The sequence below is a fragment of the Acinetobacter sp. ANC_7511 genome, assembly GCF_056779975.1.
Map to the genome: position 1 here is coordinate 82,841 of NZ_JBWYIY010000004.1, position 17,707 is coordinate 100,547.

Genomic DNA, 17,707 nt, shown 5'->3' on the forward strand with positions numbered 1-17,707 from the left:
TCTCATGGCCGTTAAACTTATTTGTGCTTCGCACAGTCCTTTAATGGAATTTGCTTCACCTCAAGATCAGTCAAAAGAGCAAAAAGTACGTGCTGCTTTTGAACAATTATCTGCTGAAGTAAAAGCTTACGATCCAACACTGATCATTACTTTTGGTCCAGACCATTTTAACGGTTTTTTCTACGACCTTATGCCAAGTTTCTGTGTCGGTATCCGTGCTACGGCTGCTGGTGACTGGGATTACGGTAAAATTGACAATAAAATCGATGTTCCTGAAGACAAGGCTTTGGCGCTTGTGCGTCAAGTTCTAGATGAGGGTGTTGATGTTGCATACTCATATCGTATGCAGGCTGACCATGGTGTGACTCAACCATTACACTTCCTTTGTGATGGAAAACTTGATCGTTATAAAACGATTCCAATATTTATTAATGGCGCTGCCGCTCCAATGCCAACCACAAAGCGTACTATTGCTTTAGGTCGTGCGGTTGGACAATATATAAAGTCACTTAATCTTGAAAATGAGCGTGTACTTGTATTGGGTACAGGTGGTTTGTCTCATGATCCACCAACACCTCAAATGGGTTCAGTGCCACCAGAAGTTGAAGAGTTTTTAATTGCTGGCCGTAATCCAACTGAAGAAGCACGTAATGCGCGTCAAGCGAAAATTATTGCAGTTGGTCAGAAACTTGCTGCTGGAGATACATCAGTTGCAGTACCGCTGAGCCCTGAGTGGGATATCGCATTGCTTGAGAAATTTAAACAAGCAGATTTTGCTGCAATGGAAGCGATGACTGAGGCAGAAATTCGTGTCGAAGGTGGTCGTGGTGGTCAAGAAGTGCGTTGCTGGATGGCAGCATTTGCTGCACTGAGCGAAGTTGGTGAGTATGAAATGACAACTCACTGCTATGAAGATATTAGTGAGTGGATTGCGGGCTTCGGTATCGTATCTGCGGAATTAAAAGGTTAATCCCATGAGCAATGTAAACAACATCGTCATCGTTGGTGCGGGTCAAGCAGGCGCAAGTGCGATCCTTGAGCTTCGTGCAAACAAATATGAAGGTAAAATCACATTAATTGGTGATGAAACGCATCTTCCTTATGAGCGTCCACCACTGTCTAAAGACGTGATTTTAAAACCTGAAGAAACCAAGATTGAAATTTTATCTGAAGAAAAATTAGCAGATCTTGGTGTGACAGCAATTCGCGGTAATGGTGTCGTGAAAATCAACGCTGAAGCCAAAACTGTCGAACTTCAAAATGGTGATGTTGTTGCTTATGACAAATTGCTGATTGCAACTGGCGGTGCAGCACGTCGTCTTCCAAACTTCGATGCACTTGGCAAACATGTTTACACGCTGCGTAATCTTGAAGATTCACAAGCCCTTGTACCAGTGTTACAAAAAGGTCAACGTATCATCCTGATTGGTGGTGGTGTAATCGGTCTTGAGCTTGCATCATCTGCACGTTTCAAAGAATGTGAAGTCACTGTCATTGAAATGGGACCAATGGTGATGGGGCGTTCATCGCCACGCATCTTGAGTGAATTCTTGCTTGAACAGCAAAAATTGGCAGGTGTGGATGTTCGTCTTTCAACTTCAATTGCAGATTGCAAGCTTGATGGCGAAGAAATTGTGGTGACTTTAGCTGATGGCGAAGAACTTCGTGCGGATGCTGTGGTTTACGGTATCGGTATTGTGCCAAATGCACAGTTGGCAGTTGATGCTGGTCTTGACGTTGATCTCGCGATCAAAGTAAACGAAAATTGCCAAACCTCGAATGCCGATATTTATGCGGCAGGTGATGTGGCAACTCAACTTCGTGACTGTGGTAACCACCGTCGTGTTGAGACTTGGGAAAATGCCAATCTTCAAGCAGGTATCTTTGCACGCCATGTGATGGGTGTAGAACATCCTACTCCTAATCCAGCATGGTTCTGGACAGATCAGTTGGACATTAACTACCAATTCGTAGGTGATATGGCAGCAGCTGAGTGGTTAGTACGTGGTGAAATCAATCCTGAGCTACGTGCAGAATCTTCATTTGTATTGTTCGGTGTGACTGACGGTATTATTGTTGGTGGTATTACGGTAAATGCGGCTAAAGAAATGCGTCATCTTAAAAAATTGATTAGCAAACAAGCTGCATTTGAAGCAGATAAATATTTAGATCTTAGCCAAGACCTTCGTAAACTTGTGAAGTAAACTTGGTGAGATTGTGCAACAGACCTAGGGTAACTTAGGTCTGTTTTTTATGTGCCTAAGAAAATATTGATTTAATTTTGAGCAAATTATGAATTCTAGTTCCTCAAATATAATGGTCGTTGCGAGTATATATGCCTTATTGGTATTGATATGGGCTGCAACACCACTTGCCATTGTATGGAGTGTTGCAGAAATTCATCCAATGTGGGTGCTCATCATTCGATACTTTGGTGCATCTATAATTGCTTTGGCGTTGCTCAAAATGATGCGTGATCCACTCCCGTTTGATCATGTATCGCTGAAAAGTTATGTAGCTGGTAGCCTAAATTTAATAGGTGCGCAGTTATTTATCTATTTGGCAGCGAATTATTTAACGTCAGGCTTAATGGCACTGATCTTCGGATTTTCGCCATTGATTGCAGGTCTCATTGGACATCTCATCCTAAAAACACATAAGTTGTCTATTTTACAATGGAGTGGAATGGTCATTGCCGTATTAGGTCTCACATTTGTTTTTGCAGAATCTGCAGATGAGCGAGTCAATCCTTGGGGTGTGGTTTTGATGCTGATCAGTATGGTGTCGTATATCAGTTCGATTTTTTGGGTCAAACAAATTAATGCACCTTTAAGCCCCATGAGTCAGGCGTCTGGTTCATTAATCGTTTCAGCTCTAGGATCACTCTTAATCATTCCATTCATTTGGCAACAAATCCCAACCGTGCTACCAAGTACGCAAGCGATGGTGGGTTTTTTATTCACAATGATCATGTCATCAATTGTTGCGATGCTGTGCTATTTTTGGTTAATTCGCCGCTTAGCAGCGTCGACAGTGTCTTTGAGTAATGTCATGACGCCAGTCATCGCCCTAGTTTTGGGGGCATCCTTAAATAATGAAATTATTCATAATGAAGCCTTGTGGGGAATTGTCGTTGTGATGATGGGGTTGCTGATGTATTTTAATCGAGAGCTCTTGAAACTATTCTTAAAAAAATGAGTGAAAAAAGTGGTTTTAATCACACACGTACAACTACATGAATATATAAGATTCATAATGTTACAAAACTATGCTTTAGCCCAAGCTCGAATTTAGGAATACTGAAAAAGTCAGTTCAAATCAGCAAAAAAAATTGAACATTTTTTGCATAATTTGGACTGTTTTACTTTAGCTCAAGTTCAAACTTATCTAAAATAGAAGTGGTACAGTTTGAAATCTATACAAGTTATCAATTTGTCACATTAATATTTTAGAATCTGCTGGTGAAAACGATAGAAATCTATTTATTTTATTTCAAAATTCGTTATCATCGCGCCCTCTAGTTATAACTCTACACAATAGGCTAACTAGAACTCTATAAAGCACCGAGTCAAAGGACCGCAAGTCACCCGACTTATTTCTATTAACCCATATCAGAGATGGTAATTCGATATGAGCGTTTCTTCTGTAAATCCTGCACCTAATTCTACTAACGAATACTATTTGACTCGCCAAAGTCAGATGGAATCTAATGTTCGTAGCTATCCACGTAAATTGCCGTTAGCGATAGCAAAAGCACAAGGTTGCTGGGTTACTGATGTTGAAGGTACAGAGTACCTCGATTGTTTAGCTGGGGCAGGAACATTGGCTTTGGGCCATAATCATCCTGCGGTCATTCAAAGTATTCAAGACACTTTAGCGAGTGGTCTTCCATTACATACTTTGGATTTAACGACACCTTTAAAAGATGCTTTTACTGAAGCTTTACTTGCTGAATTACCGGGTGGTAAAGAAGAGTACTGCCTACAGTTCTGTGGTCCATCTGGTGCAGATGGTACAGAAGCAGCAATTAAACTTGCAAAAACATATACTGGCCGTGGCACTGTTATCAGCTTCTCTGGTGGCTACCATGGTATGACTCACGGCTCATTAGCAATGACAGGTAATTTGTCTGCTAAAAACGCTGTTAATGGTTTAATGCCAGGCGTTCAATTCATGCCGTATCCACATGAATACCGTTGCCCACTAGGTTTAGGCGGTGAAGCGGGTGTTGACGCGCTTACTTATTTCTTTGAAAACTTCATCGAAGATGTTGAAAGCGGTGTGACTAAGCCTGCTGCAGTTATCCTTGAAGCGATTCAAGGCGAGGGCGGTGTGGTTACAGCACCTGTAAAATGGTTGAAAAAAATTCGTGAAGTGACTGAAAAGCACAACATCGTTTTAATTCTTGATGAAGTACAAGCTGGTTTCGCGCGTTCAGGAAAAATGTTTGCCTTTGAACATGCGGGTATCGAACCTGATGTTGTAGTGATGTCGAAAGCAGTAGGTGGAAGCTTACCACTTGCAGTACTTGGTATTAAGCGTAAGTTTGATGCTTGGCAGCCTGCAGGTCACACGGGTACTTTCCGTGGTAACCAATTGGCTATGGGTACTGGTCTTGCTACGATCAAAACGATTAAAGAGCAAAATCTTGCGCAAAACGCACAAGAGCGCGGTGATTTCCTTCAAGCTGAATTGAAGAAATTAGCTGTAGAATTCCCATGTATCGGTAATGTACGTGGCCGCGGTTTAATGATCGGTATCGAAATCGTTGATGAGCGTAAACCTGCTGACCATATGGGTTCACTTCCTGCAGATGGTCAATTGGCTGCTGCAATCCAAGCAGCGTGTTTCAACAACAAATTGTTGTTAGAAAAGGGTGGGCGTAACGGTACAGTGATTCGTCTACTTTGCCCATTAATTATTAACCAAGCTGAATGTGAAGAAGTAATTGTGCGCTTTAAGAAAGCAATTTCTGAAGCATTAGTTGCGGTACGAGGCGCTTAATTCATGGTAGATTTTGCAGAACACCGTAAAGCTTTGCTCTGTAATGATGCTGCATCCATTGCTGACTATACGTCAGCAATGGATCAGGCAACTCAAGCAGTAGCAGCTTGGTTACAAAATGACAAAATGTACACAGGCGGTAGCATTAAAGAGCTACGCAGTGCAATTGCATTTAATCCTTCTAAAGAAGGATTGGGTGTGGAAAAGTCATTAGAGCGTATGGTTGAGCTATTCCTTAATAAGAGCTTAAAAGTACATCATCCTCATTCTTTAGCGCATTTGCATTGTCCTACTATGGTGACTAGCCAAATCGCAGAAGTACTCATTAACGCAACTAACCAATCGATGGACTCATGGGATCAAAGCCCTGCAGGTTCATTGATGGAAGTTCAGTTGATCGATTGGCTTCGTCAAAAAGTTGGTTATGGTGCAGGTCAAGCAGGTGTGTTCACCTCTGGCGGTACGCAGTCAAACTTGATGGGTGTATTGCTTGCACGTGATGCATGTATCGCGAAAAACTGGAAAGACGAAAACGGCAATCCGTGGTCTGTTCAGCGTGATGGCGTACCTGCGGAAGCGATGCGAAACGTTAAAGTCATTTGTTCTGAAAATGCTCACTTCTCTGTGCAAAAGAACATGGCGATGATGGGAATGGGCTTCCAATCTGTAGTGACTGTGCCTGTCGACGAAAATGCGCGTATGGACATGAATGCACTAGAGAAAACCATGGCACACCTTCAAAATGAAGGCAAAATTGTGGCATGTGTGGTTGCAACTGCAGGGACTACCGATGCGGGTGCAATTGATCCATTGAAGAAAGTCCGTGAAATCACCAACAAGTATGGCGCGTGGATGCATATCGATGCAGCATGGGGCGGTGCTTTAATCCTATCTAATAATCACCGTGATTTGTTAGATGGTATCGAGCTTTCTGATTCAATCACACTTGATTTCCATAAGCATTACTTCCAAACGATTTCTTGTGGTGCATTCTTACTTAAAGATGAAGCGAACTATCGCTTTATGCATTATGAAGCGGAATACTTAAACTCTGCTTATGATGAAGAGCATGGCGTACCAAACCTTGTTTCTAAATCTCTACAAACAACACGTCGTTTTGATGCGTTGAAATTGTGGATGACGATTGAAGCACTCGGTGAAGAGCTTTACGGCTCTATGATTGATCATGGTGTTACTTTAACGCGTGATGTTGCAGATTATATTAAAGCAACAGATGGTTTAGAGTTATTGGTTGAGCCACAATTTGCATCAGTCTTATTCCGTGTAATTCCTGAAGGTTACCCAACAGAATTACTCGATACACTGAACCAAAACGTTGCGGATGAATTGTTTGCACGTGGTGAAGCGAATATTGGTGTGACTAAAGTCGGTCAGGTTCAATCATTGAAAATGACAACTTTAAGTCCAGTAGCAACTTTAGACAATGTGAAGAACTTGCTTGCGCTTGTACTGGCTGAGTCTGATCGCATCAAAGCTTCAATTGCTGATGGTTCATATACGCCACCAATCGATTAATAGATTGTTTTTGAAAAAAAGCGCTCAATTGAGCGCTTTTTTGATATTCAAAATTCATAACTTTGACATATTTTTAAATCATGATTGAAGAAATCTTTATGCGGAATTAGGGGGGTAATTATTAAAGAATAAGTAGGTAATAAAAACATCAGTATTTAACCGTAATTATTATAAAACGTTGAAATATAATTAAAAAATAAATAAGCAGGTTGGTGTAATAAAAATAATAAAATCGTAATAAAGCTGTAACCTTATTGTCATATTATCAAATCAAAATGCATGTATCGAAATAAGTACAATACTTCAATAAAAAGTAGCGTACTCCAAATTTGCATAAATTGAGAGATAACATGATGCGCTTTACAAATATTGCAATTGCATTAGCACTTTCTGGGGCAGCTGTAGCAACAACCGCAAATGCAGCACGTGACACAATTCAAATTGCGGGTTCTTCTACAGTATTGCCATATGCAAGTATTGTGGCTGAAGAATTCGGTAATAACTTCCCTCAATTTAAAACACCAGTAGTTGGTTCAGGCGGTTCGTCGGGTGGTTTAAAACAATTTTGTAATGGTGTTGGCGACAATACGATCGATATTGCTAACTCATCTCGTGCAATTAAATCGAGCGAATTGGCTGAATGTAAGAAAAATGGCGTTAACCAAGTATTAGAAATTAAAATCGGTTACGACGGTATCGTATTTGCTTCAAATGCTAACAAAGCAGCTTATAAATTACGTCCACAACATGTATTTGCAGCTTTGGCAGCTGAATTGCCTTCAAACGGTAAAATGGTAAAAAACCCATATACGCGTTGGAATCAAATTGATAAATCATTACCAAATGAGCCAATCACGCTTGTAATCCCAGCATCGAATCATGGTACACGTGAAGTCTTCCAGGAGAAAATGGTGGACGCTGGTTGTGAATCGTATGCTGCTATTAAAGCTTTAGATAAAGATGGCAAAAAGAAAGCTTGCACAACGTTCCGTAAAGATGGTCGTGTTGTGGAAATTGCGGGTGACTATACAGAAACACTTGCACGCTTAAAAACTTCTCCAAGTGCTGTTGGTGTGTTTGGTTTAGGTTTCTATGATCAAAACCGTGACCGTTTACGCGTTGCAACTGTGAACAATGTGGCACCGTCTGAAAACACGATTTTAAATGGTTCTTACCCTGTATCACGCCCATTATTCTTCTATGTAAAAGGTGAACACTTGAAATCAATCAAAGGTTTAGCACAGTTTACTGAATATTTCTTAAACAAGCGTGTTTCAGGTAAAGGTTCTAAATTAGAAAAAGCGGGCTTAATTTCACTCTCTGACAAAGAGCGCGCATCAATTTTGGCAAACTTTAAAGCAGGTAAAGCTGTTAAGTAATCAAACGACAAACTAATGGCAGGAATTATCCTGCCATTGGTTTTTTCATTGAAAAAAGTTTTTTCAAACCATGAAAATTGAAAAGACAGTGGAGAATACATGAATCTGCTACTTATAGGTGTGTTACTGGCGATCATCGCCATTGCCTATCAAATCGGATTACGCAAAAGCCGTAACTTAGCAGGTCAGGGAAATAACTCTGCCGCTTTGCATTCACGTCCTGGTTACTATGGGGCATTAGTTGCGTTGTGGTGTGGTATCCCTGCATTTTTAATTTTGATTGTTTGGAACTTGGTTGAGCCAACGATCTTGGAGCAGGTGGTGCTTAATCATTTGCCACAGGATATTAAAGCAAGTCTAGATCCAGCAAGCCTAAACGTAGTTGTTGACCGTGTTCAAGCGATTGCATCCGGATTTGGTGTCAGTGATACAGCAACGTCCTATGAAGTTGCAGCTGCAGAGCAACTGAGTAAATTTTCAACTATTGGCTCTTTTGCAAAATTAGCAGTTGTCATTTGCGCTGCATTGGCAGGTTTAGTATGGGCAAAAAAAAGAATTAGCCAAGATTTTAGAGCGCGTAATCAGGTCGAGAAAGTCATCAATGTTGGCTTAGCTTTATGTTCTGGTGTCGCAATTCTTACAACACTTGGAATTGTAATGTCGATGTTTGGAGAAGCGATGCGCTTCTTCAGCTTTGTTAATCCTTTTGATTTCTTCTTTGGAACAGAGTGGAACCCGGGTTTCAGTACTTCGGGAAGTGCAGAAGGAAGCTATGGTTTACTTCCATTGTTGTGGGGTACGCTCATGGTCAGTGGGATCGCACTATTGGTTGCTGTACCAGTAGGTTTAATGATCGCGATTTATTTGGCTGAATATGCTTCTCCTCGCTTCCGTTCTTGGGCAAAACCGACCATTGAAGTTTTAGCTGGTATTCCAACGATCGTTTATGGTGTATTTGCACTCATGATTATTGGCCCATTTATTAAAACTGTAGGGGCAATGGTTGGAATTGATATCAACGCAACGAGTGCGCTCACTGCAGGTTTTGTCATGGGAATCATGATCATTCCTTTTGTGTCTTCTTTATCTGATGACATTATTACTCAAGTGCCTCGAGCATTACGTGATGGATCTTTAGGATTAGGGGCGACCAAATCTGAAACGATTCGTAAAGTGGTCATTCCAGCAGCGTTGCCTGGCATTATTGGTGCATTTTTATTGGCTGCTTCCCGTGCAATTGGCGAAACTATGATCGTAGTTCTAGCAGCTGGTAACAGTCCTCTTTTACACGCAAATCCATTAGAAGCTGTTTCGACCGTAACGATTACGATTGTTAATCAATTAACAGGTGATACTGACTTTGCAAGTCCGCAAGCATTAGTCGCTTTCGCACTAGGACTTACATTGTTTGTGATTACTTTAGGTTTGAACATTGTTGCACTTTACATCGTGCGTAAATACCGTGAGCAATACGACTAATGAGTACTTCTAATCCTAATACTCTCGAGACAGTTGATTCAGCAACAGCTGAGCAGCTTAGAGAAAAGCGTAAGAAGACTATTCAGAATTCTTTAGCTAAACGTCATCGTAAAGAAAAGACGTTCCGTTTCTTCGGTTTTTCAGCAGTGATTGCTGGCTTATTCTTCGTAGTATTGCTATTCGGTAGTATTTTAGCGAAAGGCTTGCCTGCTTTTTGGCAAAGTAGCATGAATTTGCCAATCTATTTCGATCCAAAAATTATTGAAGTTGGTCCAAAACCTGTACTGGCTGAAGGTGAGAATCCAGCTCAGTATGAAGAACGCTTTATTGAGTGGCAGACTGAAGTTGGCATGGTGGATTGGGATGCATTGATCATCAATGCAATGATCAAACAAGATCCTCAACTTGAAGCACAACGTGATGATTTAAGCTATATCTATACGAGCTCTGAAGCATATCGTATCCGTGATATGGTGATGAATGATCCAAGCTTGGTTGGTAAAACAGTCGATGTAAAAGTCCTTGCTGATGCAAATATTGATGTGTGGCTTGCAGGTAATATTGATCGTTCTTTGCCAGATGAACAGCAACAACTTAGTCCTGAGATTCGTCAAATTGCTGATGAACTCAAGGCTAAAGGTGTCATCGAAAATTCATTTAACACGAATATTTTCACGAGTCCTGACTCTCGTAGTTCACCAGCGACATCTGGTTTAGCTGGTGCATTCATGGGCTCATTGTTTATGATGTTGATTGTAATCTTTATTTCGATTCCAATCGGCGTTGCATCTGCGATCTATCTTGAAGAGTTCGCACCAAAGAACTGGATTACAGATATTGTAGAAGTCAACATCAATAATTTGGCTGCTGTTCCATCGATTGTATTTGGTTTGCTTGGTGCTGCAATTTTTATTGGTTGGATGCATTTACCATTATCTGCCCCTTTGGTGGGTGGTCTTGTGTTAAGTTTAATGACATTGCCAACGGTGATTATTACGACACGGGCTTCTTTAAAAGCCGTTCCACCTTCGATTCGCCAAGCTGCATTAGGATTGGGTGCATCAAGACTGCAAACTGTTTTTCATCACGTTCTACCTTTGGCATTACCAGGTATTTTAACAGGTGCAATTATTGGTGTGGCTCAAGCATTGGGTGAGACTGCGCCGTTGTTGTTGATTGGTATGAGTGCTTTTGTAGCCAGTGTTCCAGCAAGTCCATTTGATCAATCTACAGCGCTGCCTGTACAGATTTTCTTGTGGCAGGGTAATGAACTTCGTAACTTCTTTGAAGGTCGTACTGCTGCAGCCATTATTGTTCTCCTTGCGATGATGATTAGCTTAAATAGTTTAGCGATCTGGTTACGTAAGAAATTTGAAGTCCGTTGGTAGTCGGAGCAAAATATGAATACAGTAACTTCGCAAGTAACTCAAAATTCCTTAAAAAAGGATCAATCAGTGAATTCAGATCAAACACAATTTACATCTCAAGATGCAAATCAAAAAACGTCAACTTCGTTTGTTTCACAATTTGACACGCAAAGCGAAAATAAAAAAGAAGCAAAATCGGATGTTGTAAAACTGAGTACAACTGATGTTCATGTTTATTATGGTGAATCTGAAGCGATTAAAGGCATTGATCTTAATATTTACCAAAATGAAGTGATTGCTTTTATTGGTCCATCTGGATGTGGTAAGTCAACATTCCTACGTACTTTAAATCGTATGAACGACACGATAGATAGTTGTCGGGTAACGGGTAAAGTCATGTTGGATAATCAAGACATTTATGATCCTAATCTCGACGTAGTACTACTTCGTGCGCAAGTGGGTATGGTGTTCCAAAAGCCAAACCCATTCCCAAAATCAATTTTTGAAAACGTTGCATACGGACCTAAACTCCATGGTTTAGCACGTGACAAATATGATTTAGAAGAGATCGTTGAAAATAGTTTACGTAAAGCGGGCTTGTGGGATGAAGTTAAGGATCGTTTGAATCAGCCTGGAACTGGTTTATCAGGCGGTCAACAGCAACGTCTATGTATTGCTCGAACTATTGCAGTTTCGCCAGAAGTGATTTTAATGGACGAACCTTGTTCAGCACTTGACCCAATTGCTACGGCTAAAGTTGAAGAGTTAATCGCTGAGCTTTCAACACAATATACTATTGCAATCGTTACGCACTCAATGCAACAAGCTGCACGTGTATCAGACCGTACTGCCTATTTCCATTTAGGTGATTTGATTGAAGTGAATTCGACAGAAAAAGTATTTACTCAACCTGATCATCAATTGACTGAGGCATATATTACGGGTCGATTTGGTTAATTAAAAATTTAGAAACATAAATAAAAAGAGTCTTCGGGCTCTTTTTTTATTACAAAAATCTGTGGATGGAATAAGGTTTTTCTCTAAAATGGAATTCTTAATAAACTGATATCCACATGACAATGAAAAAAATACTTTGTTTAACAGCATTAATGACCAGTATTTTTATGTTGAGTGCTTGCTCACATACACCAAATCAAAATCAACAAGTAACCACGCAAATCAATACTTCGAATTTGATCGAACAACGTCTCATGAGTCATCTTAGTGCCTTAGAAGATATTGCAGCAGCTCATGGCGGTAATCGCGCAGTTGGAACGGATGGTGGTAAGGCAACTGCAACCTATATTATTGAAGAGGCAAAAAAAGCTGGTTTGCACGCTCAGATGTTGCCGTTTGAAAATCGTAATAAGCTCGTAGGTCAGAATATTATTATCGAAATCAAAGGTAAAAATCCTGATTTAGCTACGATAATCGGTGCACATTATGATTCTGTGACCACAGGGCCTGGGATCAATGATAATGGTACAGGTGTAGCCGTTCTATTAGAGCTATTACAACATTATTCAAAATCTGAAAATCATCCTCAAAATACAATTTACCTTGCATTTTGGGATTCTGAAGAAGATGGTATCGGAGGTTCGCAAGATTTTGTTGCTAAAATGACACCTGAACAGCTGAAGGGAATAAAGGCTTATATCAATGTTGATATGGTCGGTACAAAAAATCCGAATATTTTGGTTGCTGATGTAGATAAATCTTCATTAAAAGATTTAGAAGCCCAGTTTAAGTCTGCTGGATTATCTGAATCTGACTATAAACCAATGATTGATGGCTTAAAGTCTTTACCTAGTCATCCAGAAGATACTGCGCTTGAAGAACATTTAAAATCATTCTTTAAAGCAAAGAACTTAACGATCAAAGAAGACATCACCACTTTAACAGCAAGCGACACATCACCATTTCTAGGAAAAGTGCCGGTCACATCGATCATTTTATTTAATGAACAAGAACGTCCAGGTGCAAACGAGGGGGAGATAATTTTAGATTTTGCGCCATGTTATCACCAAGCTTGTGATACCAAGGATTTAGTTGATCCAAAATCTATGATTATGGCTCTAGAGGCGATTCAACATCTGTTAAAAGTCACCAACACTCAATAGTTGAGATGACTGAAGAATTATTTAGGCGTATCTCATTTGAATTGCATCATAGGGTGCAATTCAATTTTTTTTACTGAATAAAAAAGATTTATTCGTAAACTCGATCGAAAATATGTCTTAAAGCAGTTTTGCTATCTAGCTGAATTTTGCAATACACAGTAGAATATGCGCTCTCTTCAAGTCACATTGTGGCATGGTTCAAAAGACCATCCCGTGGAGCCAAAATCAGCATGTTTATCGTGGCCGGTGCACCAGCACACTCTTCTTTTAAGCAAACGCAACTATTAACTCGTTTACAGTCAATTAGTTCGGTTCAATCAATAGAAAGTCAATGGGTTTATTTATTCGACCAAGCGCTCAACGAGCAACAACAGCAATCAGCTTTACAGCTTCTAAATGATGGTGCGTCATTTGAATTACGCCAAGCAGCCACAGATGAGATTCAAATCTTAGTCACTCCACGCGTAGGCACAATTTCGCCGTGGTCTTCAAAAGCGACCGATATTTTCGCGAACTGCAACACACCGGTTCATCGTCTTGAACGCGGTGTTTTGTTTACTTTGAAGGGTGTAAAAGACGTTTCAAATGAAATTAAGCAAATTCTGCATGACCGAATGACAGAAAGTGTTTTCAATCAAATTGACGATGCTGCTGCTTTATTCACTGAAACTGAGCCAAAACCGCTGAACTCGATTGATATTTTAGGTCAAGGTAAAGAAGCGCTCGTAAAAGCAAACTCTGAATTTGGTTTTGCTTTATCGGATGAAGAAATTGATTACTTAACTGATGCATTTATCAAGTTAGGTCGCAATCCGCATGACATTGAACTCATGATGTTTGCACAAGCGAACTCTGAGCATTGTCGTCATAAAATCTTTGGTTCAGAATGGACAATTGATGGAGAAGTCCAACCATTGTCATTGTTCCAAATGATTAAAAATACCTATAAAGAATCACCTACAGATGTATTGTCAGCATATAAAGACAATGCTTCAGTGATTGTTGGTTTTGATACGCAACGTTTTTATCCAAAAAAAGATGAAAATGGTCATTATGTTTATAAATACAAGAGCCAAGCTGCCCACATCTTAATGAAAGTGGAAACCCACAACCATCCTACAGCGATTGCACCATTTGCAGGTGCGGCAACAGGTTCGGGCGGTGAAATCCGTGATGAAGGTGCAACAGGTCGTGGTGGTAAGCCAAAAGCAGGCTTAACAGGTTTCACTACATCTAACTTGAATATTCCAGGCTTTGAACAGCCATGGGAAGAAAACTACGGTAAACCATCTCGTATGGCATCTCCACTTCAAATTATGATTGAAGGTCCATTGGGTGGTGCTGCATTTAACAACGAATTTGGTCGTCCTGCGTTAAATGGTTACTTCCGTACATTTGAGCAAAATGTAAATGGTGATGTAAAAGGTTTCCATAAGCCAATTATGATTGCTGGTGGTTACGGTAACATCCGTCCTGACCACGTTGAAAAAGATGCGATCCAACCGGGCGATTTATTGATCGTGCTTGGTGGTCCTGCAATGCTCATCGGTCTTGGTGGTGGCGCTGCTTCTTCTGTAGATAGCGGTACAATGGGCGAAAGCTTAGACTTTGCTTCTGTACAACGTGAAAACCCTGAAATGGAACGCCGTTGCCAAGAAGTCATTGATACTTGCTGGCGTATGGAAGACCACAACCCAATCGTGTCTGTACATGACGTAGGTGCTGGTGGTATTTCAAATGCGATGCCTGAACTGGTAAATGACCACGAATTAGGTGCAAAACTTGATCTTCGTAAAGTACCATCATTGGAGCCAGGTATGGCGCCAATGGAAATTTGGTCAAATGAAGCGCAAGAGCGTTATGTATTGGCGATCCGTCCATCTTCATTAGAATTATTTGAATCTATCTGTGCGCGTGAACGTTGTCCGTTTGCCGTATTAGGTGAAGCGACTGAAGCGCGTCATTTAACGGTTGAAGATCCATTGTTTGGTAACAACCCAGTTGATGTACCAATGCAAGTGATCTTAGGTGGTACGCCACGTATGAGCCGCGCGTATGACTGTATCGAACGTCACGGTGATGACTTTGATGCTGCACAAGTGACTGATCTTAAAGATGCGATTTACCGTGTGATTAAGAACCCAACAGTTGCGTCTAAATCATTCTTAATTACCATTGGTGACCGTTCAATTACAGGTATGGTTGCACGTGACCAAATGGTTGGTCCATGGCAAGTGCCTGTAGCGGATGCTGCGGTAACAACAACAAGTTTAGTGGGCTACACAGGCGAAGCAATGGCAATGGGTGAACGTCCACCTGTAGCATTGTTAAATCCTGCGGCATCTGCACGTTTAGCAGTGGCTGAGTCAATCACCAACATCATGTCTGCAAAAATCGAGAAAATCAGCGACATTAAATTGTCTGCGAATTGGATGGCTGCAGCAGGTCAAGTAGGCGAAGACCAAGCATTATTTGAAGGTGTAAAAGCCATCGGTATGGAAATGTGTCCTGCGCTTGGCATCGCAATTCCTGTAGGTAAAGATTCTTTATCGATGCGTACGACTTGGAATGACGAAGGTGAAGATAAGTCTGTAACTTCTCCAATGTCAGGTGTGATCACAGCATTTGCACCAGTGACTGATGTGCGTAAGACATTAACACCAGAATTGAAAAACTTAGATTCAGTACTTGTACGTATTGATTTGTCTAAAGGTCAATTCCGTCTAGGTGGTTCGATCCTTGCGCAAGTGTATAAAGCAATTGGTTCTGTGACACCAGATGTAGATAGCTTCGATGACTTCAAAGCATTCTTTGCATTGGTACAAGATTGGAACAACCGTGGCTTAATTAAGGCGTATCATGACATCGGTGATGGTGGTTTAATCGCAACTGTTGCAGAGATGATGTTCGCTTCACGCTTAGGTGTGGCTTTAGAAGATCAGTCTGTAGCAAGCTTATTTGCTGAAGAAATTGGTGCGGTATTACAAATTGCTAAAGCTGATTGGGATGCACTACAAGCTGAAGTCGCAGCATCAAGCTTAAAAGATGCGATCAGTGTCGTTGGTACAGTGAATACTACTGATACGCTAACGATCAATGGTTTAACGCTAGATCGTGTTGAACTGCAACAAGCGTGGACTGAAGTGTCACATCAGATTCAACGTTTACGTGACAACGTGGAAACTGCAGATCAAGAATATAGTCTAATTGCGAATAAAGATCATAAAGGTCTTATTGCAAAAGCGACATTCGATTTGAATGAAGAAATTGAAGCACCGTATATCAATACACGTCGTCCAAATATGGCAATCTTGCGTGAGCAGGGTGTAAATGGTCATGTGGAGATGGCAGCTGCATTCGACAAAGTTGGTTTCAATACGATTGATGTCCATATGAGTGACCTACTCGCTGGTCGTGTAAGCCTTGATGAATTTGAAGGTTTAGTGGCATGTGGTGGTTTCTCTTACGGTGACGTTTTAGGCGCTGGTGGTGGTTGGGCGAAGTCAGTATTGTTCAATCCTAAACTTCGTGATCAATTTGAGAAATTCTTTAACCGTCAAGAAACATTCTCACTCGGTATCTGTAACGGTTGCCAAATGTTGTCTCAATTGGCTCCACTCATTCCAGGTGCTGAAAACTGGCCACGTTTCCATCGTAACGTATCAGAAATGTTTGAAGCGCGAGCTGTAAACGTTCGTGTTGAAAAATCTAAATCTGTACTGTTAGAAGGTATGGAAGGTTCGATTTTACCAATTGCTGTGGCGCATGGTGAAGGTCGCGTTGTTGCAGCGGACAGCTGTATTGCTGCATTGAATGCGGGTAATCAAGTGACTTTACGTTATGTCGATAGCCAAGGTAATCCAACTCAACATTACCCATTGAACCCGAATGGTTCACCTGAAGCAATTACAGGTGTTACATCTACTGATGGTCGTGCAACGATTATGATGCCTCATCCAGAGCGTAACTTCCGTGCGATTCAGCACTCTTGGAAACCTGAAGATTGGGATCAAGATGGTGCATGGTTACGTATGTTCCGTAATGCTCGTAAGTTTATTGGTTGATTAAATCAATAGATTGAAAAAGCCACCATAAGGTGGCTTTTTCATAAGTAAATTATTGTTTTGAAGATGTAGAATTGAGTTGAAAACAAATAAAGAGTTCTCAAATGCCTGGTTTAATTGAAAAAGTATTACACTTGCGTGAATTGCTAATAGCTAGGGCTACAGATAGTTAGGAAAAAGGTGCCTCAGAGGCATTTAAAGAGCTTAGAAAAGAATTGATGATAAAAAAACATTTTATGGCTATATTCCATTTATTGTTAAAGATACAAATACCTTAGATGAGTTTGAAGCGAGAATTAAATGGGATTTTAAATCTTATGTGGAACGTGAGAATTATATTTATTCAGAATTTAAAGAGTTATTGAGTGTTTTAGAAAGACGAAATACTTCTCCCTAAGATCAAGTAGTGGAGTTGAGAATTAAGTTCTGATTATGTTCATCAAATATGGCAGAAATCACTAGAGCGGAGAGTAACTGATCCTGATATTAATCAACTGTATAGATTAGTCAGTAAAAAATTAAATTTAGCGCCTTCTCAACACACAGAACAAACTTTTAAACAGATTCTTGAAAGATGTAGTACAGTGATTGAAGGCTTAGGATCATTGAGAAACTAAGTAGGGGATGCACATGGTTAGGGCAAAAAGAATTTTAAGCCTGCATCGCGTCATGCTGAATTGGCAGTCAATTTAGCTGGAACAATGTCAGTTTTTTTATTTTCAACGTGGAGCTTAAAAGAAAATAATGAATAATTTTAT

General features: G+C 40.5%; 12 protein-coding genes. All 12 read left to right on the plus strand.

The window, feature by feature from the left end; all coding sequences use genetic code 11:
* Positions 1-4 precede the first annotated feature (4 nt).
* The 12 genes from AC1M9L_RS03905 (at position 5) to AC1M9L_RS03960 (ending at position 17,566) form a co-directional block, all read left to right on the plus strand.
* Positions 5-970, plus strand: coding sequence for a 3-carboxyethylcatechol 2,3-dioxygenase (locus AC1M9L_RS03905; protein ID WP_481591390.1), 966 nt, complete (start codon positions 5-7; stop codon positions 968-970).
* Positions 971-974: 4 nt separating this feature from the next.
* Complete coding sequence (hcaD, locus tag AC1M9L_RS03910) at positions 975-2,204, plus strand: 3-phenylpropionate/cinnamic acid dioxygenase ferredoxin--NAD(+) reductase subunit (protein ID WP_092767094.1); 1,230 nt, start codon at positions 975-977, stop codon at positions 2,202-2,204.
* Positions 2,205-2,292: 88 nt separating this feature from the next.
* A complete protein-coding gene (locus tag AC1M9L_RS03915; RefSeq protein WP_481591391.1) occupies positions 2,293-3,198 on the plus strand; it encodes a DMT family transporter in 906 nt (301 codons plus the stop codon).
* Between the two features lie 432 nt (positions 3,199-3,630).
* A complete protein-coding gene (locus tag AC1M9L_RS03920; RefSeq protein ID WP_481591392.1) occupies positions 3,631-5,004 on the plus strand; it encodes a diaminobutyrate--2-oxoglutarate transaminase in 1,374 nt (457 codons plus the stop codon).
* A gap of 3 nt (positions 5,005-5,007) precedes the next feature.
* The gene (locus AC1M9L_RS03925; protein ID WP_481591393.1) at positions 5,008-6,540 is read left to right on the plus strand and encodes a pyridoxal phosphate-dependent decarboxylase family protein; all 1,533 of its coding nucleotides are present in this window, start codon (positions 5,008-5,010) and stop codon (positions 6,538-6,540) included.
* A gap of 353 nt (positions 6,541-6,893) precedes the next feature.
* On the plus strand, positions 6,894-7,919 hold the full coding sequence (locus AC1M9L_RS03930; protein WP_481591444.1) for a substrate-binding domain-containing protein: 1,026 nt from the start codon (positions 6,894-6,896) through the stop codon (positions 7,917-7,919).
* A gap of 99 nt (positions 7,920-8,018) precedes the next feature.
* Complete coding sequence (gene pstC, locus AC1M9L_RS03935) at positions 8,019-9,398, plus strand: phosphate ABC transporter permease subunit PstC (RefSeq protein ID WP_092767091.1); 1,380 nt, start codon at positions 8,019-8,021, stop codon at positions 9,396-9,398.
* A complete protein-coding gene (pstA, locus tag AC1M9L_RS03940) occupies positions 9,398-10,786 on the plus strand; it encodes a phosphate ABC transporter permease PstA (RefSeq protein ID WP_481591394.1) in 1,389 nt (462 codons plus the stop codon). Before pstC ends, pstA begins: the two co-directional genes overlap by 1 nt.
* Positions 10,787-10,798: 12 nt before the next feature.
* Complete coding sequence (pstB, locus tag AC1M9L_RS03945; protein WP_035267112.1) at positions 10,799-11,722, plus strand: phosphate ABC transporter ATP-binding protein PstB; 924 nt, start codon at positions 10,799-10,801, stop codon at positions 11,720-11,722.
* 116 nt (positions 11,723-11,838) lie between these two features.
* The gene (locus AC1M9L_RS03950) at positions 11,839-12,885 is read left to right on the plus strand and encodes a M20/M25/M40 family metallo-hydrolase (RefSeq protein WP_481586385.1); all 1,047 of its coding nucleotides are present in this window, start codon (positions 11,839-11,841) and stop codon (positions 12,883-12,885) included.
* A 230-nt stretch (positions 12,886-13,115) separates the two neighbouring features.
* The gene (gene purL, locus AC1M9L_RS03955; RefSeq protein ID WP_481591395.1) at positions 13,116-16,949 is read left to right on the plus strand and encodes a phosphoribosylformylglycinamidine synthase; all 3,834 of its coding nucleotides are present in this window, start codon (positions 13,116-13,118) and stop codon (positions 16,947-16,949) included.
* A gap of 494 nt (positions 16,950-17,443) precedes the next feature.
* The gene (locus AC1M9L_RS03960) at positions 17,444-17,566 is read left to right on the plus strand and encodes an abortive infection family protein (protein WP_481591445.1); all 123 of its coding nucleotides are present in this window, start codon (positions 17,444-17,446) and stop codon (positions 17,564-17,566) included.
* The last annotated feature ends 141 nt before the right edge of the window (positions 17,567-17,707 follow it).

What these genes read in the sequence shown, in the direction of transcription:
- pstA (WP_481591394.1), top strand. Translation starts at nt 9,398, where the DNA reads ATGAGTACTTCTAATCCTAATACTCTCGAGACAGTTGATTCAGCAACA.
- pstB (WP_035267112.1), top strand. Translation starts at nt 10,799, where the DNA reads ATGAATACAGTAACTTCGCAAGTAACTCAAAATTCCTTAAAAAAGGAT.
- AC1M9L_RS03915 (WP_481591391.1), top strand. Translation starts at nt 2,293, where the DNA reads ATGAATTCTAGTTCCTCAAATATAATGGTCGTTGCGAGTATATATGCC.
- hcaD (WP_092767094.1), top strand. Translation starts at nt 975, where the DNA reads ATGAGCAATGTAAACAACATCGTCATCGTTGGTGCGGGTCAAGCAGGC.
- AC1M9L_RS03930 (WP_481591444.1), top strand. Translation starts at nt 6,894, where the DNA reads ATGCGCTTTACAAATATTGCAATTGCATTAGCACTTTCTGGGGCAGCT.
- purL (WP_481591395.1), top strand. Translation starts at nt 13,116, where the DNA reads ATGTTTATCGTGGCCGGTGCACCAGCACACTCTTCTTTTAAGCAAACG.
- AC1M9L_RS03905 (WP_481591390.1), top strand. Translation starts at nt 5, where the DNA reads ATGGCCGTTAAACTTATTTGTGCTTCGCACAGTCCTTTAATGGAATTT.
- AC1M9L_RS03920 (WP_481591392.1), top strand. Translation starts at nt 3,631, where the DNA reads ATGAGCGTTTCTTCTGTAAATCCTGCACCTAATTCTACTAACGAATAC.
- pstC (WP_092767091.1), top strand. Translation starts at nt 8,019, where the DNA reads ATGAATCTGCTACTTATAGGTGTGTTACTGGCGATCATCGCCATTGCC.
- AC1M9L_RS03925 (WP_481591393.1), top strand. Translation starts at nt 5,008, where the DNA reads ATGGTAGATTTTGCAGAACACCGTAAAGCTTTGCTCTGTAATGATGCT.
- AC1M9L_RS03950 (WP_481586385.1), top strand. Translation starts at nt 11,839, where the DNA reads ATGACAATGAAAAAAATACTTTGTTTAACAGCATTAATGACCAGTATT.